The sequence below is a fragment of the Streptomyces cynarae genome, assembly GCF_025642135.1.
Lineage (GTDB): Bacteria > Actinomycetota > Actinomycetes > Streptomycetales > Streptomycetaceae > Streptomyces > Streptomyces cynarae.
Genome location: NZ_CP106793.1, coordinates 1905627 through 1927410 on the forward strand (window position 1 = coordinate 1905627; position 21784 = coordinate 1927410).

The 21784-nt window shown below is 69.4% G+C and carries 15 protein-coding genes; 7 read left to right on the top strand and 8 right to left on the bottom strand.

The window, feature by feature from the left end; translation table 11 throughout:
• Positions 1 to 2: 2 nt before the first annotated feature.
• Positions 3 to 1769 (bottom strand): proteasome ATPase, encoded by a 1767-nt coding sequence (gene arc / locus N8I84_RS09010; RefSeq protein WP_263229042.1) that lies wholly within the window; start codon positions 1767 to 1769, stop codon positions 3 to 5.
• A 243-nt stretch (positions 1770 to 2012) separates the two neighbouring features.
• On the opposite strand from arc, the gene N8I84_RS09015 reads away from it, so the two are divergent.
• Positions 2013 to 2318: a ferredoxin gene (locus tag N8I84_RS09015; protein ID WP_103839089.1), complete on the top strand. Its 306-nt coding sequence runs from the start codon at positions 2013 to 2015 to the stop codon at positions 2316 to 2318.
• A gap of 79 nt (positions 2319 to 2397) precedes the next feature.
• Here N8I84_RS09015 and N8I84_RS09020 read toward each other — a convergent pair whose 3' ends face one another.
• The 3 genes from N8I84_RS09020 to N8I84_RS09030 form a co-directional block, all read right to left on the bottom strand.
• A complete protein-coding gene (locus N8I84_RS09020) occupies positions 2398 to 2973 on the bottom strand; it encodes a hypothetical protein (protein ID WP_263229043.1) in 576 nt (191 codons plus the stop codon).
• A 298-nt stretch (positions 2974 to 3271) separates the two neighbouring features.
• On the bottom strand, positions 3272 to 4174 hold the full coding sequence (locus tag N8I84_RS09025) for a tRNA (adenine-N1)-methyltransferase (RefSeq protein ID WP_103839091.1): 903 nt from the start codon (positions 4172 to 4174) through the stop codon (positions 3272 to 3274).
• A 38-nt stretch (positions 4175 to 4212) separates the two neighbouring features.
• A complete protein-coding gene (locus N8I84_RS09030; protein WP_263229044.1) occupies positions 4213 to 5910 on the bottom strand; it encodes a site-2 protease family protein in 1698 nt (565 codons plus the stop codon).
• A gap of 206 nt (positions 5911 to 6116) precedes the next feature.
• On the opposite strand from N8I84_RS09030, the gene N8I84_RS09035 reads away from it, so the two are divergent.
• Both N8I84_RS09035 and N8I84_RS09040 read left to right on the top strand, forming a co-directional pair.
• Positions 6117 to 7103, top strand: a complete 987-nt coding sequence (locus N8I84_RS09035; protein ID WP_263229045.1) for a RecB family exonuclease — start codon at positions 6117 to 6119, stop codon at positions 7101 to 7103.
• Between the two features lie 14 nt (positions 7104 to 7117).
• Positions 7118 to 7789, top strand: coding sequence for a response regulator (locus tag N8I84_RS09040; RefSeq protein WP_058926326.1), 672 nt, complete (start codon positions 7118 to 7120; stop codon positions 7787 to 7789).
• A 59-nt stretch (positions 7790 to 7848) separates the two neighbouring features.
• On the opposite strand, the gene N8I84_RS09045 is transcribed toward N8I84_RS09040, so the two are convergent.
• The 4 genes from N8I84_RS09045 to metH all read right to left on the bottom strand — a co-directional run bounded on the left by N8I84_RS09045 (position 7849) and on the right by metH (position 16257).
• Positions 7849 to 9432 carry an ABC transporter substrate-binding protein gene (locus tag N8I84_RS09045; protein ID WP_263234707.1) on the bottom strand — a complete coding sequence of 528 codons (1584 nt, stop codon included), beginning with the start codon at positions 9430 to 9432 and terminating at the stop codon, positions 7849 to 7851.
• A gap of 168 nt (positions 9433 to 9600) precedes the next feature.
• A complete protein-coding gene (locus tag N8I84_RS09050; protein WP_263229046.1) occupies positions 9601 to 11205 on the bottom strand; it encodes an ABC transporter substrate-binding protein in 1605 nt (534 codons plus the stop codon).
• A 453-nt stretch (positions 11206 to 11658) separates the two neighbouring features.
• Complete coding sequence (locus N8I84_RS09055; protein ID WP_263229047.1) at positions 11659 to 12357, bottom strand: HAD family hydrolase; 699 nt, start codon at positions 12355 to 12357, stop codon at positions 11659 to 11661.
• 375 nt (positions 12358 to 12732) lie between these two features.
• A complete protein-coding gene (gene metH / locus N8I84_RS09060) occupies positions 12733 to 16257 on the bottom strand; it encodes a methionine synthase (RefSeq protein WP_263229048.1) in 3525 nt (1174 codons plus the stop codon).
• Positions 16258 to 16539: 282 nt separating this feature from the next.
• Here metH and N8I84_RS09065 point away from each other — a divergent pair, with 282 nt between their 5' ends.
• The 4 genes from N8I84_RS09065 to N8I84_RS09080 all read left to right on the top strand — a co-directional run bounded on the left by N8I84_RS09065 (position 16540) and on the right by N8I84_RS09080 (position 21741).
• Complete coding sequence (locus tag N8I84_RS09065; RefSeq protein WP_263229049.1) at positions 16540 to 17304, top strand: IclR family transcriptional regulator; 765 nt, start codon at positions 16540 to 16542, stop codon at positions 17302 to 17304.
• Positions 17305 to 17707: 403 nt separating this feature from the next.
• A complete protein-coding gene (locus N8I84_RS09070) occupies positions 17708 to 18502 on the top strand; it encodes an MIP/aquaporin family protein (RefSeq protein WP_263229050.1) in 795 nt (264 codons plus the stop codon).
• 86 nt (positions 18503 to 18588) lie between these two features.
• A complete protein-coding gene (gene glpK / locus N8I84_RS09075; protein ID WP_263229051.1) occupies positions 18589 to 20127 on the top strand; it encodes a glycerol kinase GlpK in 1539 nt (512 codons plus the stop codon).
• 6 nt (positions 20128 to 20133) lie between these two features.
• Positions 20134 to 21741, top strand: coding sequence for a glycerol-3-phosphate dehydrogenase/oxidase (locus tag N8I84_RS09080; protein WP_263229052.1), 1608 nt, complete (start codon positions 20134 to 20136; stop codon positions 21739 to 21741).
• The last annotated feature ends 43 nt before the right edge of the window (positions 21742 to 21784 follow it).

Genomic DNA, 21784 nt, shown 5'->3' on the forward strand with positions numbered 1-21784 from the left:
TTTTACAGGTACTGACCGGTGTTTGCCACTGTGTCGATGGAGCGTCCGGTGTCTGCGCCTTGCTTTCCGGTGATGAGGGTGCGGATGTAGACGATCCGTTCGCCCTTCTTTCCGGAGATTCGGGCCCAGTCGTCGGGGTTGGTGGTGTTGGGCAGGTCCTCGTTCTCCTTGAACTCGTCCACGCACGCCTGGAGGAGGTGGGAGACGCGGAGGCCTTTCTGGTTGTGTTCGAGGAAGTCCTTGATTGCCATCTTCTTGGCGCGGCCGACGATGTTTTCGATCATGGCGCCGGAGTTGAAGTCCTTGAAGTAGAGGACTTCCTTGTCGCCGTTGGCGTAGGTGACTTCCAGGAAGCGGTTCTCGTCGGACTCGGCGTACATCTGTTCCACGGCGGTCTGGATCATGGCCTGGACAGTGGCGCCCTTGTCGCCTCCGTGTTCGCTGACGTCGTCGGCGTGCAGGGGGAGGTTTTCGGTGAGGTACTTCCCGAAGATGTCCTTGGCGGCTTCGGCGTCCGGACGTTCGATCTTGATCTTCACATCGAGACGGCCGGGGCGCAGGATGGCGGGGTCGATCATGTCCTCGCGGTTGGAGGCGCCGATGACCACGACGTTCTGCAGGCCTTCCACACCGTCGATCTCGGCGAGGAGCTGGGGGACGATGGTGTTCTCCACGTCCGAGCTGACGCCGGAGCCGCGGGTGCGGAAGAGGGATTCCATCTCGTCGAAGAAGACGATGACGGGGGTGCCCTCGCTGGCCTTTTCGCGGGCTCGCTGGAAGACGAGGCGGATCTGACGTTCGGTTTCGCCGACGTACTTGTTCAGGAGCTCGGGGCCCTTGATGTTGAGGAAGAAGCTCTTGCCGGCGGCCTGGCCGGTCACTTCGGCGACCTTTTTGGCGAGGGAGTTCGCCACGGCCTTGGCGATGAGGGTCTTGCCGCATCCGGGGGGTCCGTAGAGGAGGACTCCCTTGGGCGGGCGCAGCTCGTGCTCCTTGAAGAGGTCGGGGTAGAGGTACGGGAGCTCGACCGCGTCGCGGATGGCTTCGATCTGGCCGGCGAGGCCGCCGATCGCCTCGTAGCCGATGTCGGGTACCTCTTCGAGGACGAGTTCTTCGACCTCGCTCTTGGGGACGACCTCGTAGACGTAGCCGGAGCGGGGTTCGAGCAGGAGGGCGTCGCCGGGGCGGATGGTGACGTCCAGCAGCGGCTCGGCGAGCCGTACCACCCGTTCCTCGTCGGTGTGCCCGAGCACCAGGGCGCGCTCGCCGTCCTCGAGGACTTCCTTGAGGGTGACGATGTCCCCGACGCGCTCGAACTCCATGGCTTCGACCACGTTGAGCGCTTCGTTGAGCATCAGTTCCTGGCCGCGGCGGAGCTCGTCGAGGTCCACGCTGGGGCTGACGTTCACGCGGAGTTTGCGGCCTCCGGTGAAGATGTCGGCGGTGCCGTCCTCGTTCGCCTGCAGGAAGACACCGAAGCCGGCCGGTGGCTGTGCGAGCCGGTCGACTTCTTCCTTGAGGGCCACGATCTGGTCGCGGGCCTCACGGAGCGTGTTGGCGAGTCGCTCGTTCTGCGCGGACACGCCGGCCAGGTTGGTCTGCAGCTCGACGATCCGCTCTTCGAGAATTCTCGTGTGTCGCGGAGAGTCGGCGAGCTTGCGTCGCAGGACGGCGATCTCCTGCTCAAGGTAGGCGATCTGCCCGGCAGGGTCGTCGGACCCTCGTCCCGGGCGGATGCCGCGGTTCATGTCGTCGTCGTGGGCTGCCACGGTCCTCACCTCCTCCAAGGGGAGCTGGACGCTTCCAGACCCTACCTGGGTGGGTGTCGATTGAAACCCCTAGATCACAAAGACTGTCGGGGTGTGTCCGATCTTCACCCTTGCGCTCTCCCTCACGCCAGGGGAATACCCACCGAACATGATTGGGAAGCGGCCGAAGGTAGGGTCGAGGTGTTCAACACCCGTCAGAGCTGGCCGGATTCCCGGGGCTCTGCGCAGTCAACGGCAGGGGAGATGACCGTGCAGCAGGAGGCCGGTGTCGGCGGCGAGGAGCTGGAGGTCTGGATCGACCAGGACCTGTGTACCGGTGACGGCATCTGTGCCCAGTACGCGCCGGAGGTCTTCGAGCTGGACATCGACGGTCTGGCTTATGTGAAGGGGCCGGACGAGGAGCTTCTGCAGGTCAGGGGTGCTGCGACGCGAGTGCCGTTGCCGCTGGTGGGGGACGTGGTGGATTCGGCGAGGGAGTGTCCTGGCGAGTGCATCCATGTGCGTCGGGTTTCGGACAGGGTGGAGGTGTACGGCCCGGACGCTGCGTGATCACTCCGCCACCTCAGGTCAGCTGTGTCTCTTTTCTCACACTGTCGGTGCTCTGCGTCACCCGGTCCGGGTCGCGGGGTCAGACGGTGCGCCCGCCGTCGGCGGTGGTGCGGAGGAACGCGCCGTTCTTCCACTGCCACTTGGCGTCGTCTTTGACGTCGGGGCAGCAACTCGGCACGTCGGGCGAGGAGTAGCCGAGGAGGGTGGCGGTGACGGCGGCGTCGCGGACGGCGAAGTCGGTGACGGTGTTGCGGTCCTTGGGGTCGACAAGGGTGGCGACGACGCGGGGTGTGGTGGTGCCCGCCGCCTGGGTGAGGACGTAGAGGCCGTCCGGTGGGGTGCCCATGCCGGCGTCGCAGTGGACGACGACGACGGTTTCGGGGCGGCCGTCGCCGTCGAGGTCGCCGGTGGCCTTCTTGACGACGAGGAGCTTGGTGGGGCCGCAGTCGAGGGGGAAGTCGGCCTTGGCGGGGTCGGGGGGTGCGGTGGCGGCGGGGGCGGCCTTGGTCCCGGTGTCGGGTTGGGCCGCCGTTGCGGCGCCCGGCTGCAGCACGGAGGACAGGGCGATCACGCCGGAGACTGCGGCGGCGGTGGCGACCCAGTGGATGGGCCGGGTGGTGGTGTGAGCCAGTTCCGGGACGGCGGAGTGCTGCACGGGGGAGGTGTCTCCTGTGAGGGCTGTGCCGGTGGGGGTGCCCCGCATGGTGCCACACGTCACAGTGCAGGGGAACGGCGGGGTGGGCACTGCTGGTGGTGCGTCAGTTTCCGTGTGCGCCGGGCCTGGAGGGGGATGGTCGCGCCGGTGCGTGGGTGTGTGCGCGTGTGTGTGCTTCGGCGGGTGGGGGTGTGCGGGTGTGTGTGCTTGAACGCGTGAGCGCCGTGGCCGAGTTCCGCGAGGTGTGCGGGAACTCGGCCACGGCGCTGGTGTGTTGGGGGCTGTGTGGGGGCCGGGGTCAGCGGCCGGTGCCTCCGTCGGCGTTGGGACCGGTGTAGTCCTCGCCGTAGGCGCCCTTGGCGGGGCGTCGGCGGCGCATGGGCGGCTCGACGCCGTCGGCGAGGCGGCGGGCGGTGAGGAGGAAACCGGTGTGCCCGATCATGCGGTGGTCGGGGCGGACGGCGAGGCCCTCGATGTGCCAGTTGCGGATCATGGTTTCCCAGGCGGTCGGCTCGTTGAAGCAGCCGATTTCGCGGATGGACTCGACGGTCCGGGCGAGCTGGGTGGTGGTGGCGACGTAGCAGCAGACGATGCCGCCGGGGACGAGTGCCTTGGAGACGGCCTCGAGGCATTCCCAGGGGGCGAGCATGTCGAGGATGACGCGGTCCACGTCGGTGTCGGACAGGTTGTCCTGGAGGTCGCCGACGGTGAGCTGCCAGGCGGGGTGGGGGCCGCCGAAGTAGCGTTCCACGTTGGCCTGGGCGATCTCGGCGAAGTCGGCGCGGCGCTCGTAGCTGTGCAGCATGCCCTGGTCGCCGATGGCGCGCAGCAGGAAGGTGCTGAGCGAGCCGGAGCCGACGCCTGCCTCCACGACGCGGGCGCCGGGGAAGATGTCGGCGAAGGCGAGGATCTGTCCCGCGTCCTTCGGGTAGACGACGGCTGCCCCGCGGGGCATGGACAGGACGTAGTCGGGGAGCAGGGGGCGCAGCGCGAGGTAGGCGACGTTCCCGGTGGTGCGGACAACGCTGCCCTCGGGTGCGCCGATCAGTTCGTCGTGCGGGAAGGAGCCCTTGTGGGTGTGGAAGTTCTTTCCCGCTTCGAGTGTGAACGTGTAGTGGCGGCCCTTGGGGTCGGTCAGCTGTACCTGGTCCCCGACCTTGAAGGGCCCGCGACGGCGGGCGGCACCGGTCGGTTCGGACATGTGACCAGCCTACCGGCAGTGGAGGGGGCCGCCGACCACTAGGGCGTGGGGCGGGCCATGGCCTTGACGAAGGCGCGTTCGACGTCGGCGGCGGAGAGGACGCCGTAGATCTCGCCGGTGTCCTCGACGACGAGGTATTCGGTGGCGGGGGTGGCGCGCAGGGCGTCGAGGAGGTCTTCTCCGGCGAGTTCGGCGGAGACGCGCATGCCGTCGTTGAGTTCCTGGGCGAGGCCGCTGACGGGGACCCAGGGGCGGCGGTGTTCGGGTACGCCGACGATGGCGGCCTCGCGGACGAGGGAGAGCGGCCGGCCGTGGGCGTCGACGACGACGAGGGCGCGGGCACCGACGGCGTTGGCGCGGCGCAGGGCCTCGGAGAGGGGGGTGTCGGTCTCGACGGGGACGGCGCGGCGGGTGAGGGTGCGGGCGCGCAGTTCGGGGAGGTGCTCGCGCAGGCGGGCCATGCGCAGGCTGTTTCCGGCGCCGGTCCAGATGATCGCGGCGAGGATGGCGGCGAGCAGGGCGTCGGTGACGGTGTCCATGCCGACGTTGTCCTCGGCGGTGGAGCCGAGGGCGCCGGACTGGGTGAGCAGGGGCAGTCCGATGAGGACGGCGATGGCGAGGGCGCGGCCGACCCAGGCGGCGGCGATGGTGCCGCTCATGGGGCGGCCGGTGATCTTCCAGACGATGGCGCGCAGCATGCGGCCGCCGTCGAGGGGGAGGCCGGGGAGCAGGTTGAAGGCGGCGACGATGAGGTTGGAGACCATGAGGCCGGCGAGGAGGACGCCGGGGACGGTGCCGGGTTCGACGGGCTGGAGGGCGAGGTAGAAGATCCCGGCGAGGGCGAGGGAGAGGAGTGGGCCGACGAAGGCGAGGACGAATTCGCGGCCGGGGGTCTCGGCTTCTTTCTCGATCTCGGAGGCGCCGCCGAAGAACTGGAGCTGGATGCGGCGCACCGGGAGTTTGAAGCGGAGGGCGGCGACGGTGTGGGCCAGTTCGTGGACGAGGACGGAGGCGTAGAAGGCGACGGCGAAGAAGAGGGAGACGAGGTAGCGGGCGGCGCCGAGTTCGGGGAGGACGCGGTCGAGCTGTCCGCCGAACACCCAGGTGATCAGTGCGGCGACGAGGAACCAGCTGGGGGCGACGTACACGGGGACGCCGAAGGGCCGTCCCATGAGGATGCCGCCGCCGGGGTCCTTGGGGCGCTGCGGGGGGCGTCCTTGGCCGGGGGCGCCCGTGTGGGCGGTGGTGCGGGCGGTCGTGTGGCCGTGCGGGTTCTGGGGGGTGGGGTGGCTGTCGGCGGGGGGTGACTGGCGGTGGTCGGTGTGCGGCTGGGGGGTGGTTGGGCCGTCGGAGTGAGAGGGTGCCGGCCGGGGTGCGGGGTGGTTGTCCGCCGGGGTGTCGGGGGCGCCGTTCGCCGGGGACTGCGGGGTGTTGCTGTCGTCGGTGGCGGGCGGCTGGGTGGGGGCCGGTGTCGTGGCTTCGCCGCCGGGTGGGGGCGGGGTCGGCGGTCCGGTGGGGGCGGGGTGTTCGTCGCCGGGCGTGCCTGGGGCTGTGGTGGGTGCGGTGGGCCCCTGGGTGGACGGTGTGTGCTCGTCGTCGGGCCCCGGGGTCGCGGTGGTGGGTGCCGCGGGCTCGGTGGGGGGCTCTGCGGGACTGGGTGATTCCTCGCGGGGCGTGTCGTGGGGCGCCCCGTTGTTGCCGGGGCGCGGTTGTGCGCTCCCGCCGCTCTCGTCCACGCTGTCCCCTCGATCGATGCGTCTCCCCGGCCCCGGTCGTGCCGGGTGGGAGGGTCCGGTGTCGATGGTATGCGGCCGTCGCGTCGTGTTCCGCCCCGGCACCCCTCTGTTCTGCCCCGTGGTGGGGTCTTTCCCGGCCCGTCGGTGGTGCTCGGGCCCGGTGGTGGCTGGGTCACTGTCAGTGGTGGGCCGTATGGTCTGTGGTCATGGAATCCAGCACCGACGGCGCCGCCGTGCCGTCCGCCGTGGCCGCCGCGCCCCCGGTTTCGTTGTCGCCGTCGCGCGCCGGCGATTTCATGCAGTGCCCGCTGTTGTACCGGTTCCGGGTGATCGACAAGCTGCCCGAGAAGCCGAGTGAGGCGGCTACGAGAGGCACGCTGGTGCACGCGGTGCTAGAGCGGTTGTTCGACGCGCCCGCCGCCGAGCGGACCGCGCCGCGCGCCAAGGCGCTGCTGCCCGGTCAGTGGGACCGGCTGCGGGAGAGCAGGCCGGAGGTCGTGGAGCTGTTCGCGGACGATCCGGACGGTGAGCGGCTGGCGCGCTGGCTGGGTGAGGCGGAGCGGCTGATCGAGCGCTGGTTCTCGCTCGAGGATCCGACGCGTCTGGAGCCCGCCGAGCGTGAGCTGTTCGTGGAGGCGGAGCTGGAGTCGGGGCTGAGGCTGCGCGGGATCATCGACCGCGTCGACGTGGCGCCGACGGGTGAGGTGCGGATCGTCGACTACAAGACGGGCAAGGCGCCCCGGCCCGAGTACGCGGAGGGCGCGCTGTTCCAGATGAAGTTCTACGCCCTGGTGGTGTGGCGGCTGAAGAAGATCGTCCCGCGGCGCCTTCAGCTCGTGTACCTGGGCAGTGGGGACGTGCTGACGTATGACCCGGTCCTTGCCGACCTGGAGCGTGTGGAGCGCAAGCTGCTCGCGCTGTGGGAGGCGATCCGGGTGGCGACGGAGACGGGCGACTGGCGGCCGCGCCGCAGCAAGCTGTGCGGCTGGTGCGACCACCAGGCGGTGTGCCCGGAGTTCGGTGGCACTCCCCCGCCGTATCCGCTGCCCGTCCGCCCGGCCGCGGGTGTCCCGGCGGCGGTGCAGCCGCTGCCGGCCCAGCGGGTGGGCGGCGCTGCGGACCCGGAGGTGTCCACGTCGGTCAGGGTGCCCGAATCGGGCGGTGACACGCAGGGCAGAATGGGGCCGGACTAGCGAAGGAGACTTACGTGGCCATCCGCGTCCTACTGGTCGACGACCAGCCGCTGCTGCGTACGGGCTTTCGGATGATTCTGGAGGCCGAGCAGGATCTCGCGGTCGTCGGTGAGGCCGGAGACGGCCTGCAGGCGCTCGACCAGGTGCGTGCCCTGCAGCCCGATGTGGTTCTGATGGACATCCGCATGCCCCGTATGGACGGCGTGGAGGCGACCCGGCAGATCACCGGGCCGGGGCGGGACGGCCCGGCGAAGGTGCTGGTGCTGACGACGTTCGATCTGGACGAGTACGTGGTGGAGGCTCTGCGCGCTGGTGCGAGCGGGTTCCTGCTCAAGGACGCGCCCGCCAACGAGCTGGTGCAGGCGATCCGGGTCGTCGCGGCGGGTGAGGCGATGCTCGCGCCGAGCATCACAAGGCGGCTGCTCGACAAGTACGCCACGCATCTGCCGTCCGGGGACGAGCCGGTGCCGGACACCCTGCACACCCTCACCGAGCGGGAGGTGGAGGTGCTGAAGCTGGTGGCGCGCGGGCTGTCCAACGCGGAGATCGCCGCCGATCTGTTCGTCAGCGAGACCACGGTGAAGACGCACGTCGGCCATGTCCTGACGAAGCTGGGGCTGCGGGACCGGGTTCAGGCGGCGGTGTACGCGTACGAGAGCGGGCTGGTGCGTCCCGGCGCCCAGTAGTCGGGGCACTGTGACGGTGGGGCGCCCCCTTGAGGGCGCCCTTCGTGCATCGGGGCGGCTCAGCCCTTGCTGATCTCCCAGAACCGGAACACGGTGGAGGCGTCGAGGCAGTACTCGAGCCCGTAGACGTCGTCCCGTGTGACGGCGTACTGCTTGGCCTGCCAGACGGGGATGACCGGGACGTCCTCGGCGACGATGTTCTGAAGCGTGCGGTATTCGTCGTCGGTGGCGGAGCGGTCGCTCTGGGCGGCCGTCTTGGGGATCAGTTCGCCGGTGATGGTGCTGTTGGCGTAGTGGTTGTCCAGTACGTTGCCCTTGCCGAAGAACGGCGCGGTGAAGTTGTCGGGGTCGGGGTAGTCGGGCACCCAGCCCTTGACGTAGACCCCGTACTTGCCTGCCGCGATGTCCTTCTCGTACTGGTCGAAGGGGACGGACTTGACGTCGGCGTCGAACAGTCCGCTGTCGTTCAGCTGCCGGGCGATGGTCTTCAGTTCCTCGTCGGTGGCGGGCCCGTAGCGGGAGGGCGTCGACCAGAGGGTGAGCGTGACCTTGCCGGTGATGCCCTGGGCGCGCAGCGCGGCGGCCGCCTTGGCCTTCGAGGGGCGGGCGCCGTAGGTGTCGAAGAAGGACGTGTCGTGGCCGGTGATGCCGGCCGGGATGATCGAGTACAGGGGCGTCGCGGTGTCGTTGTACACCTTGTTGACGAGGGCGTCGCGGTCGAGGAGGTAGGCGATGGCCTTGCGGACGCCGAGCTTGCCGGCGACCGGGTCGTCCATGTTGAAGACGAGGTGCTGGACTTCCGCGCTGGAACCCTCGACGACCTCGATGCCCTTGCCGGTGGAGGCGTCCTTGTCGATGCCTGCGATGTCGGCGGCGGCCAGGCCCCGGTAGGCGAGGTCGATCTTCCGGTCAAGGAGGGCGTTCTTCAGGGCGGACTGGTTGCCGTGGAAGAGGTTCAGGGTGACGCCGGAGTTGTGCACCTTCGCGGTGCCCTGGTACTGCGGGTTGACGGAGAAGACGGCCTTGTCCTTGCCGAAGGAATCCAGCTTGTAGGGGCCCGAGCCGACCGCCTTGCCGTCCGTGCGCAGCTTGTCCGCGGGGTAGGCGTTGTGGTCGACGATGGAGCCGGCGCCGGAGGCAATCTTGCTGGGGAAGGTGGCGTCGGCGTACTTCAGTTTGAAGACGACGGTCTTGGCGTCCGGTGTCTCGACCGAGCCGAGCATGGGGAACATGATGGCGGGGCCGGCCGAGTCGTTGATCTTCAGCATGCGGTCGAAGGAGAACTTGACGTCCTTCGAGGTGAGCGGGTCACCGTTGCTGAACTTCAGGCCGTCCCTGAGGGTGCAGGAGTAGACCTTGGTCTGCGTGTCCGTGAACGTGCACTCCCTGGCGGCTTCCGGCTCCGGTTCCGTGCCGCCCTTGGGGAAGCCCAGCAGGGACTGGAAGACATTGTTGAACAGCAGCCAGGACCCCGGGTCGTAGCCGGAGGCCGGGTCGGTGGCCAGGACGTCGTCGGACATCCCCACCACCACCGAGGAGCCGGTGCCCGAGGAGTCGTCGGTCGAGGTGCCGCATCCGGTGAGCAGGCCGGCGGCCAGCCCCGTCGCTATGGACAGAACCGGCCACTGGGTGCGCATGTTCACGTGCATGTGCCTTGTCTTCGGTTGTCGTTCGCCCCGGACTCCGCGCGTTCCGGGCCGTGCGGAAGTTCCCGGATCGTACCGCGAACGGCGCAGGCCCCCGGGCGTGCGCCCGGGGGCCTTGAAGAACCGCTGGTCACCTGGCCGGTGGGAAACCGGCCGACTGACCGGTCAGCTGCCGACGCCGCGGCCGAGCTCCCACAACTGCAGCGTGGAGGAGGAGTTCATCGCGTACTCGCTGCCGGTGATGTCGTCGCGGGTGGCGACGTACTGCTTGCCCTGCCACAGCGGAAGCATCGGCACGTCGTCGGCGACGATGTCCTGGATGTCTGCGAGGCTCTTCGACGCGGTGAGGCGGTCGGCCTCACGGCGGGACTGGGGGATCAGCGTGTTGATGATCTCGGGGTTGGCGTACGGGGATCCGAGGGTGTTGTCCTTGTCGAGGAACGGCGCGAGGTAGTTGTCGGCGTCCGGGAAGTCCGGGAACCAGCCCATGCCGTAGACGTCGTACTCGCCCTTCTTCTCGGCCGGGCGGAACTTCTCCCAGGGGGTGCCCTGGATGGTGACGTCGAACAGGCCGCTGGCGTTGAGCTGCTCCTTGAGCACCTCGAACTCCTTGGCGGTGGCCGGACCGTAGTGGTCGGTCGTGTAGTGCAGCGTCAGCTTCACCGGGTCGGTGATGCCCGCCTTGGAGAGTATGGTGCGGGCCTTGCCCACGCTGGGGTTGCCGTACTTGTTGAAGAACGAGTTGGAGTGGCCGGTGATGGTGGCGGGGACCAGCGAGAACAGGGGCTCGGCCTCGGTGCCGTACACCTTGGAGACCAGCTCGCCGCGGTTGATGACCTGCGCCATGGCCTGGCGGACGGCCTTGCTCTTCACCGTGGGGGCGTCGGTGTTGAAGGCCAGGTAGCGGATCTCGAGGCCCGGCATCTCCACGAGGTTGACGTTGCCGTGGCTGTCGTTCTGGAGCTTGCGGATCTGGTCCGGGTCCATCGTGCGGGTCATGACGTCGATGTCGCCCTTGTCGAGGGCGGAGCCCATCGCGTCGGCGTCGGGGAACGACTCGAGGACGACCTTGTCGTTCTTCGGCGTCAGCTGGCCCCTGTAGTTGGGGTTCTTGGTGAAGGTGGCCTTGACCAGTTCGTTCTTCTTGACCTCGGCCTGCATCGTGTACGGCCCGGAGCCGTCGATGTCGAAGCCGTCGCGAAGCTTGTTCTTCTCGTAGTCCTTGGGGTTGACGATGCCGGCGACCGGCGTCGACAGCTTGAACGGGAAAGTGGCGTCCGCGGTCTTGAGGTGGAAGATGACTTCGTTGTCACCCTGCGTCTCGACCGTGTCGATGGTCGACAGCAGGGCGAAGACGCCGCTGTCGGCCTTGATGGCGCGGGCACGGTCGATGGAGTACTTCACGTCGGCCGCGGTCACCTGGTCGCCGTTGGCGAACTTCAGGTCCTTGCGCAGCTTGCAGGCGTAGCGCTCGTTGCCCGTGTCGGTGAAGCCGCAGCTCTCGGCCGCTTCGGGCTGCGGCTCGCCGTCGCCGCGGGGCTGCACCATCAGCGTCTGCACGGTCTGCCGCAGGATGTTCCAGGAGCCGACGTCATAGGCGTACGCCGGGTCGACGGGCGCGGGGGCGTCACTGGAGGTGATGAACCGGTCGGTGGTGCCGACGACGATGGCGTCACCGCTCTTGCCCCCGCTGCTGGACCCGCCACAGGCAGCGAGGACGGGGGTGAGCAGACCGGCGACGGCCGGCAGCACCAAAGTCTTGCGGTTCATGCTCGAGTTTCTCCAGAGCTGTTGGGTCCGTGTATCCGGCATGCATGGGTGGTGCGGCGGATCACGGGGAAGTGGTGATGTTCTCGCGCTGAGATTAGTCCGCACCTGCACGAGGGCTGACAGCCACCGGAGTTGAGTTCCCATCACGCTGTGAAACCGGGTGTGAACGGACCGGAAAACCGGTAGGGGGAAGGATTCGTGCAGCGTTTCACCAATCGGGACACAAGGGCGCGTCGCGGCCGCCCGGATGGGGTGGAACAGCACACGCCGGGCCCGCTGTCGACCCCTGTGGGCGTGGGGAACGTCACATACTGAACGGGTGCTCTCCGCCCCGGAATTCGCTCGGGTGAGCCGGTATTAATTCATTCGGCCGGACAGCCGGAAGTAATCCGTCCATTCGCTCTGCACGCTGAGTGAAGGATCAGCGCATGTGCGTCATCAAACGTCCCGTCATCAAACGTGCGTCATCAAACGCTGCAGAAATGGCAGGTCGACCTCTTCGAGCGAGGTGACGACGGTGCGGCGGGCGGCCGGTTCGATGGGGGCGATCGAGGGCACGGCCACCACGCGGCAGCCCGCGGCCTCGGCGGCCGTGACTCCGGTCACGGTGTCCTCGATGACCGCGCACCGCGTGGGGTCGGCGCTGAGGCCGGCGGCGGCCCGCAGATACGGGTCGGGGAACGGCTTGGTGCGCTCGACCTCGTCGCCGGCGACGGTCAGGGCGAAGTACTGCGGGCCGACGGAGGCCAGGATGCGGTCGATGATGCGCCGGTGGGAGGCGGAGACCAGGGCGGTGGGGATGTCGTGCGCCGCGAGTTCGGCCAGCAGTCGTGCGGCGCCCGGCATCAGGGGCAGTCTGCGGTCGATACGGTCCTCGAACCCGTCGTTGAGCAGGACGGTGAGTTCGTCGAGGGTGATGTCCGCGCCGGTGGCCTCGATCAGGAATCCCGCGCTGCGCGTCATGGGACCGCCGACCACGACATGGCGCCAGGAGTCGTCGAGCGTGTGGCCGAGGCCGGCGAAGACCTCGACTTCGACGTCCCACCAGAATCCCTCGGTGTCCACGAGGGTGCCGTCCATGTCGAGGAGCACGGCCTGCAGGGCGGAGCCTTCGGCCGTACGGGTTCCGAGTGCGGGAACCGTGGTGGTCATCCGGCGTACCTCCTTCAAGGGACGATCAGGCCGGTTCCCAGCAAGGGAACCGGCCTGCGGTGGATCGACCAGTGTACGACGCGCGTGGGAGAAGTGCCTCTCGGCGCGGGGGCGCCACGCCGTGCGGGCGCAGGAGGACCTGCGAAGACCGCCGGGCGGCACCCACCCGGCCACCAGGACGCGCGGGGCCTGGGCGACGCGGGGAGAGGCGCCGGCGGGCTCGCCGGGGCACGGCCTCACCGAACCGAAGACGCGCCGACGGCGCTTACCGGGCACACCCCGTCCGCGCCGAAGACCCGCCACCGGATCGCAGCGGGGCAGACCCGCCCGCGTCGGAAGACGCGGGCGTGGGCCGCCGGGGTCCGCGGACGGACGCTACCGCGCGTTGAAGTACTTGGCCTCGGGGTGGTGGATCACGATCGCGTCCGTGGACTGCTCCGGGTGCAGCTGGAACTCCTCGGAGAGGTGGACGCCGATCCGCTCCGGCTCCAGGAGCTGGGCGATCTTCGCGCGGTCCTCCAGGTCGGGGCAGGCGCCGTAGCCGAGGGAGAAGCGGGCGCCGCGGTACTTCAGGGCGAACATGTCTTCCATGTCGGTGGGGTCCTCGCCCCCGAAGCCGAGCTCGGCGCGCACGCGTGCGTGCCAGTACTCGGCGAGCGCCTCCGCCAACTGCACGGACAGGCCGTGCAGTTCGAGATAGTCACGGTAGGAGTTCGACTCGAACAGCCGCGCGGTCTCCTCGCCGATCCTGGAGCCGACGGTGACGACCTGGAAGCCGACCACATCCCTCTCCCCCGACTCCTCCGGACGGAAGAAGTCGGCCAGGCACAGCCGGCGGCCGCGGCGCTGGCGCGGGAAGGTGAACCGGGTGCGCTCGTTGCCCTCCTCGTCCAGGATGATCAGGTCGTCGTCCTTGGACACGCAGGGGAAGTAGCCGTAGACGACGGCCGCTTCGAGGAGGTTCTCGGTCTGCAGCCGGTCCAGCAGGCCGCGCAGCCGGGGCCGGCCCTCGGTCTCGACCAGCTCCTCGTACGTCGGCCCCTCGCCGGTGCGGGCCTGCTTCAGCCCCCACTGGCCCTTGAACAGCGCGCCCTCGTCCAGCCAGCTCGCGTACTCCTTGAGCGGGATGCCCTTGACGATGCGGGTGCCCCAGAACGGCGGGGCGGGCACACGGTTGTCGGTGGCGACGTCGGAGCGGACGTGCCCTTCCTCGGGCCGCTCCTCGATCTCCACGGCGGCCGCGCGCACCCGCCGCTGCCGCAGCTCCGGCAGCTTCGCCCCGGGCACGCCCCGCTTGACCCCGATCAGGGCGTCCATCAGCCGCAGGCCCTCGAACGCGTCACGGGCGTAGCGGACCTCGCCCCCGTACAGCTCGTGCAGATCCTGTTCGACATAGGCCCGGGTGAGGGCGGCGCCGCCGAGGATGACCGGGTAGGTGGCGGCCAGACCTCGCTGGTTGAGCTCCTCCAGGTTCTCCTTCATGATCACCGTGGACTTGACCAGGAGACCGGACATGCCGATGACGTCGGCCCTGTGCTCCTCGGCGGCCTCCAGGATCGCGGAGACGGGCTGCTTGATGCCGAGGTTGACGACGTTGTAGCCGTTGTTGGACAGGATGATGTCGACGAGGTTCTTGCCGATGTCGTGCACGTCGCCGCGCACGGTGGCCAGCACGATGGTGCCCTTGCCGGCCTCGTCGGTCTTCTCCATGTGCGGCTCGAGGTAGGCGACCGCGGACTTCATCACCTCCGCGGACTGCAGCACGAACGGCAACTGCATCTGGCCGGAGCCGAACAGCTCGCCGACGACCTTCATGCCGTCCAGCAGGGTCTCGTTGACGATGGCGAGGGCCGGGCGCTCCTGGAGGGCCTCGTCGAGGTCGGCTTCCAGGCCGTTGCGCTCGCCGTCGATGATCCGCCGCTTCAGGCGCTCCTGAAGCGGCAGCGCGGCCAGTTCCTCGGCCTTGCCCGCCTTCAACGACTTCGCGGTGGCGCCCTCGAACAGCGCCATCAGCTTCTGCAACGGGTCATAGCCCTCACCCCGGCGGTCGTGGATCAGGTCCAGCGCCGTGGTCACCTCTTCCTCACTGAACCGGGCGATCGGCAGGATCTTCGAGGCGTGCACGATCGCCGAGTCCAGACCGGCCTTCACGCACTCGTCGAGGAAGACGGAGTTGAGCAGGATACGGGCGGCCGGGTTGAGACCGAAGGAGATGTTCGACAACCCCAGCGTGGTCTGGACGTCCGGATGACGGCGCTTGAGCTCCCGGATCGCCTCGATCGTCGCGACGCCGTCCCTGCGGGACTCCTCCTGACCGGTGCAGATGGTGAACGTCAGGCAGTCGATGAGGATGTCCTCCTCGCGGATGCCCCAGTTCCCCGTCAGGTCGGCGATCAGCCGCTCGGCGATCTCCACCTTCTTCTCGGCGGTGCGGGCCTGGCCCTCCTCGTCGATGGTCAGCGCGATCAGCGCCGCCCCGTGCTCCCTGGCGAGCCGGGTGACCTTCACGAAACGGGACTCGGGGCCGTCGCCGTCCTCGTAGTTCACCGAGTTGATCACCGCACGGCCGCCGAGCTTCTCCAGCCCGGCCCGCAGGACGTCGACCTCGGTGGAGTCCAGCACGATCGGCAGCGTGGAGGCGGTGGCGAAACGGCCGGCCAGCTCCTCCATGTCGGCGACTCCGTCGCGGCCCACGTAGTCGACGCACAGGTCGAGCATGTGGGCGCCCTCACGGATCTGCTCCCGGGCCATCTCCACACAGTCGTCCCAGCGGCCCTCCAGCATGGCCTCCCGGAACTTCTTCGACCCGTTGGCGTTCGTGCGCTCGCCGATCGCCAGGTAGGAGGTGTCCTGGCGGAACGGCACCGACTGGTACAGCGACGCCGCACCCGGCTCGGGCTGCGGCTGCCGCTCGGGCGGCGTCAGGCCACGGACCCGCTCGACCACCCGGCGCAGGTGCTCCGGCGTCGTACCGCAGCAGCCACCGACCAGGGACAGTCCGTACTCGGTGACGAACGTCTCCTGGGCGTCGGCCAGCTGGGGGGCGGTCAGCGGGTAGTGCGCGCCGTCCTTGGTCAGCTCGGGCAGGCCGGCGTTCGGCATGCACGACAGCGGGATGCGGGAGTGGCGGGCGAGGTAGCGCAGGTGCTCGCTCATCTCGGCCGGGCCGGTGGCGCAGTTCAGCCCGATCATGTCGATGCCGAGCGGCTCCAGCGCGGTCAGCGCGGCGCCGATCTCCGAGCCCAGCAGCATGGTGCCGGTGGTCTCGACGGTGACCGACACGATCAGCGGGACCTCGTAGCCGGCCGTCTCCATCGCACGGCGGGCGGCGATGACGGAGGCCTTGGTCTGCAGCAGGTCCTGGGTGGTCTCCACCAGCAGGGCGTCCGCGCCGCCCGCGAGCAGGCCCTCGGCGTTGGCCTGGTAGGCGTCGCGGATGCCGGTGAAGGTCGTGTGGCCGAGGGTGGGCAGCTTGGTGCCGGGGCCGACGGAGCCCAGCACCCAGCGCTGGCGCCCGTCGCGCGCGGTGAACTCGTCGGCCGTCTCGCGGGCGATGCGGGCGCCGGCCTCGGACAGCTCGGCGACCCGGTCGGCGATGTCGTACTCGCCCAGAGCGGTGAGGTTGGCGCCGAAGGTGTTGGTCTCGACGCAGTCGACGCCCGCGTCGAAGTAGGCGGCGTGCACCGTGCGGACGATGTCCGGACGGGTGACGTTGAGGATCTCGTTGCAGCCCTCGAGGCCCTGGAAGTCCTCCAGCGTCGGGTCCTGTGCCTGGAGCATCGTGCCCATGGCGCCGTCGGCCACCACCACACGGGTGGCGAGGGCTTCCCGGAGGGCTTCGGTTCGGGTCCGGCTGTCGGTGGAGGAGGACGGAAGGGACGGGTTCGGCAACGAGGCCATGGAAGATGCTCCCTGGGGTGCGACGGCTGTCGGCTTTGCGTCTCCCCTGGACCTTCCCACGGAAGACGCACGCGGCCAGGGTAGCCCGGAGCACGCCGTACGGTCAGGGGCGTCCACGGGGCGGGACGGGCGGGGCCCCGGATGACCCCTGCGGGGATTTCCGCCGAACGGATGGCGACCACCCATTAGCGGGAGGTCGGCAACGACCGGTAGTGTTCGGCATTGCCGAACGGCGTGTACGTACTCAGCCGACGGCCGAAGTGGACGGAGGGCAGGACGGCGATGGCACGGAACATCCAGTCGCTCGAACGGGCGGCCGCGATGCTGCGGCTGCTCGCGGGCGGCGAGCGACGGCTCGGCCTGTCGGACATCGCCTCGTCGCTGGGCCTCGCCAAGGGCACGGCCCACGGCATACTCCGCACGCTCCAGCAGGAGGGGTTCGTCGAGCAGGACACGGCCTCCGGCCGCTACCAGCTCGGGGCGGAGCTGCTGCGCCTGGGGACCACCTACCTGGACGTGCACGAGCTGCGGGCGCGCGCCCTGGTGTGGACGGACGACCTGGCCCGCTCCAGCGGGGAGAGCGTCTACCTCGGGGTCCTGCACCAGCAGGGCGTCCTGATCGTGCACCACGTCTTCCGGCCCGACGACAGCCGGCAGGTCCTGGAGATCGGGGCCATGCAGCCGCTGCACTCCACGGCCCTGGGCAAGGTGCTGTCGGCGTACGACCCGGTCGCGCACAGCGAGGCGCTGGAGGCCGACCGCAAGCCGTTCACCGACCGGACCGTGTGCGACCCGGACGACTTCGAGCACGTCCTCGACCTCACCAGGGCGCGCGGGTACGCGGCCGACGTGGAGGAGACGTGGACCGGGGTGGCCTCGGTCGCCGCACCCATCCACGACCGGCGGCGGATGCCGGTGGGCGCCGTGGGCATCACCGGCGCCGTGGAGCGCGTGTGCCGGGACGGGGAACTGCACCCTGAGCTGATCGCGGCGGTGCGTGACTGCGCCCGCGCGGTGTCGCGGGACCTGGGCGCCGGACGCTTCTGAGCCCTACGGCCACCACGAGACCTGCGCCACCACGGGTCCCGCTCTCCCGGAATCCCCGCACTCCCGAACCGTTACGGCATTGCCGTACCGGGCCCTCGGCCTGCCCGCGTCCGGGTGCGGCCGCCACGAAACGTGCCTGTTCGCACGCGATGTGCACGCATCGAAAGGGCGTGGGTGCGTGTCGATCAGTAACGATCCCGCTTCGTGCAACAGGACTCTTGACGACGCTGCGAACAGGAAGCAAGACTCCCGTCCATCGGTCGGCATTGTCGAACACCTACCGGCAATAAGCGCTAGAGTGTGGCAACGCCAAGGGCCGGCATCGCTCTCACCCCCGAGGGCGCGGACCACCGGAGGGACCCGGGGTTCGCCTTCCCCTGGACGAAGGACAAAGGAGTCGCGGGTGTCCAGCTCCGACATCTTCATCGGCGAGACCATAGGTACCGCCCTGCTCATCCTCCTCGGCGGCGGAGTGTGCGCCGCCGTGACACTGAAGTTCTCCAAGGCCCGTAACGCCGGGTGGCTCGCCATCACGTTCGGGTGGGGTTTCGCCGTTCTGACGGCGGTCTACACCTCGGCACCGCTCTCCGGTGCCCACCTCAACCCGGCCGTGACCCTCGCACTCGCCATCAAGACCGGCGACTGGAGCAACCTCCCGATCTACTGGGCGGGACAGCTGCTCGGTGCGATGATCGGTGCGACCCTGGTGTGGGTCGCCTACGCCGGCCAGTTCCAGGCCCACCTCACCGACAAGGAGATCGTGGGCGGACCGGGCGCACAGGCCACCACCGCCAAGGCGGTCGAGGCCCAGGAAAAGGGCGCCGGCCCCGTGCTCGGCATCTTCTCCACCGGCCCGGAGATCCGGCACACGGTGCAGAACCTCGCCACGGAGATCATCGGCACGATCGTGCTGGTGCTCGCGGTCCTCACGCAGGGCCTCAACGACAAGGGCAACGGTCTGGGCACCCTGGGCGCCCTGATCACCTCGCTGGTCGTGGTCTCGATCGGCCTCTCCCTGGGCGGACCGACGGGCTACGCGATCAACCCGGCCCGTGACCTCGGTCCGCGTATCGTGCACGCCCTCCTCCCCCTGCCCAACAAGGGCGGCTCGGACTGGCGCTACGCCTGGATCCCGGTCGTCGGCCCGCTGGTCGGCGCGGCGATCGCCGCAGGCATCTACAACGTCGCTTTTGCTTGAGATTGAGTGAGTCCGACAGGACTCCGCACGTCAGCACCGCGCCGTAAAGACCGCCCCTTTTGACCATGGAACTTCAGGAGCACTCCGTGACCGACGCACACACCGCCGGCCCGTTCATCGCCGCCATCGACCAGGGCACGACCTCTTCGCGCTGCATCATCTTCGACCGGGACGGCCGGATCGTCTCCGTCGACCAGAAGGAGCACGAGCAGATCTTCCCGAAGCCGGGCTGGGTGGAGCACAACGCCACCGAGATCTGGACGAACGTCCAGGACGTCGTGGCCGGAGCCGTCGAGAAGGCCGGCATCACCAGAGACGACATCAAGGCCATCGGCATCACCAACCAGCGCGAGACCACCGTGCTGTGGGACAGGAACACCGGTGAGCCCGTCCACAACGCCATCGTCTGGCAGGACACCCGCACCGACGCCCTCTGCAAGGAGCTCGGCCGCAACGTCGGCCAGGACCGCTTCCGCCGCGAGACCGGCCTGCCGCTGGCCTCGTACTTCGCGGGTCCCAAGGCCCGCTGGCTGCTCGACAACGTCGAGGGCCTGCGCGAGCGCGCCGAGGCGGGCGACATCCTGTTCGGCACCATGGACACCTGGGTCATCTGGAACCTGACCGGTGGTGTCGACGGCGGCCGGCACGTCACCGACGTGACCAACGCCTCCCGCACCCTGCTGATGAACCTGCACACCATGCAGTGGGACGACAAGATCGCCGAGTCCATCGGCGTCCCGCTCGCGATGCTGCCCGAGATCCGGTCCTCCGCCGAGGTCTACGGCGAGATCACCGGCGGACGCCTCGGCGAGCTGCTCGGCGGCATCCCGGTCGCCTCCGCGCTCGGCGACCAGCAGGCGGCCCTGTTCGGCCAGACCTGCTTCTCCGAGGGTGAGACCAAGTCCACCTACGGCACCGGCACCTTCATGGTGATGAACACCGGTGACAAGATCATCAACTCCTACTCGGGCCTGCTGACCACGGTCGGCTACCAGATCGGCGACGACAAGCCGGTCTACGCCCTGGAGGGTTCCATCGCGGTCACCGGCTCCCTGGTGCAGTGGATGCGGGACCAGATGGGCCTGATCAAGACCGCCGCCGAGATCGAGACCCTCGCGCTCTCGGTCGAGGACAACGGCGGCGCCTACTTCGTGCCGGCCTTCTCCGGTCTGTTCGCCCCGTACTGGCGCTCCGACGCCCGCGGTGTGATCGCCGGTCTGACCCGGTACGTCACCAAGGCGCACCTCGCGCGCGCCGTCCTGGAGGCCACCGCCTGGCAGACGCGGGAGATCGCCGACGCCATGACCAAGGACTCGGGTGTCGAGCTGGCGACCCTCAAGGTCGACGGCGGCATGACCTCCAACAACCTGCTGATGCAGACGCTCTCGGACGTCCTGGACGCGCCGGTGGTGCGCCCGATGGTCGCCGAGACCACCTGCCTCGGCGCCGCCTACGCCGCCGGCCTGGCCGTCGGCTTCTGGACCAGCACCGACGACCTGCGCGCCAACTGGCGGCGGGCCGCCGAGTGGACGCCCCACATGGACGCGGAGACCCGCGACCGTGAGTACAAGAACTGGCTCAAGGCCGTCGAGCGGACCATGGGCTGGATCGAGCACGAGGAGTAATTCACGATGACCACCCTGCAGAGTGTTCCGGCTCTGGGGACCCACCCGGCCTACGGCTCCAACCCGAGCCGTGCCGAGACCCGCGAGCAGTTGTCCAGGGCGACCTACGACCTCCTGGTGATCGGCGGCGGGATCCTGGGCATCTCCACGGCCTGGCATGCCGCGCAGTCGGGCCTCAGGGTGGCGCTGGTGGACGCCGGCGACTTCGCCGGCGCCACCTCCTCCGCCTCCTCCAAGCTGCTCCACGGCGGTCTGCGCTACCTGCAGACCGGCGCGGTGAAGCTGGTGGCGGAGAACCACTTCGAGCGCCGTGCGGTCTCCCGTCAGGTGGCCCCCCACCTGGCGAACCCGCTCACGTTCTACCTCCCCGTGTACAAGGGCGGGCCGCACGGCGCGGCGAAGCTCGGAGCGGGCGTGTTCGCCTACTCCGCGCTGTCGGCGTTCGGCGACGGCATAGGCCACCTGCTGTCGCCGGCCAAGGCGGCGCAGGACGTGCCGGAGCTGCGCACCGAGAACCTGAAGGCCGTGGCCGTCTACGGCGACGACCAGATGAACGACGCGCGCATGGCGCTGATGACGGTCCGTGCGGCCGTCGACGCGGGCGCCGTCGTCCTCAACCACGCCGAGGTCACCGGCCTCAGGTTCACCAAGGGCCGGGTCACCGGCGCCGAGCTGCGCGACCGGCTCTCGGGCGACGAGTTCGGTGTGGACGCGCGGCTGGTGCTGAACGCGACCGGGCCGTGGGTCGACCACCTGCGCCGTATGGAGGACCCGAACGCGGCGCCCTCCATCCGGCTGTCCAAGGGCGTGCACCTGGTACTCAAGCGCACCTCCCCCTGGAAGGCGGCGCTGGCGACGCCGATCGACAAGTACCGGATCACCTTCGCCCTCCCGTGGGAGGACATGCTGCTGCTCGGCACGACCGACGAGGAGTTCGAGGGCGACCCGGCCGAGGTGTCGGTCAACGAGAAGGACATCGCCCAGATCCTGGACGAGGCCGCCTTCTCGGTCCGCGACCAGCAGCTGCGGCGGGAGCTGATCACCTACTCGTTCGCCGGCCTCAGGGTGCTGCCGGGCGGTCCCGGCGACACCGCCAAGGCCAAGCGGGAGACGGTGGTGACCGAGGGCAAGGGCGGCATGCTGTCCGTCGCGGGCGGCAAGTGGACGACGTTCCGGCACATCGGCCGTACGGTCATGCAGAAGCTGGAGTCGCTGCCGGGTCACCCGCTGGGCGACGACTTCGAGCCGATCTCCTCGCTGCCGAAGAAGCTGCCGCTGCCGGGCATCGCCAACCCGCGCGCGGTCGCGCACCGGCTCGTCGTGGACGGCCCGGCGCCCGGCCCGCGCATGGCGCCCGACACGGCCAAGCACCTGGCGACCCACTACGGTTCGCTGGCCTTCGACATCGCACGGCTGGCCAACGACAATCCGGAGCTGGGCGAGCGCGTCCACCCGGACGCCCCGGAGATCTGGGCGCAGGTCGTCTACGCCCGGGACCACGAGTGGGCCGAGACGGTGGACGACGTGCTGCGCCGCCGCACCACCCTGACGATCCGCGGCCTGGCCACGGACGAGGTGCGCGGCAAGGTGCAGGACCTGCTCGACAACAAGTAGTAGGTCTGGGGCAGGACCCACCGGGTCCCACACAGCGAGGGGC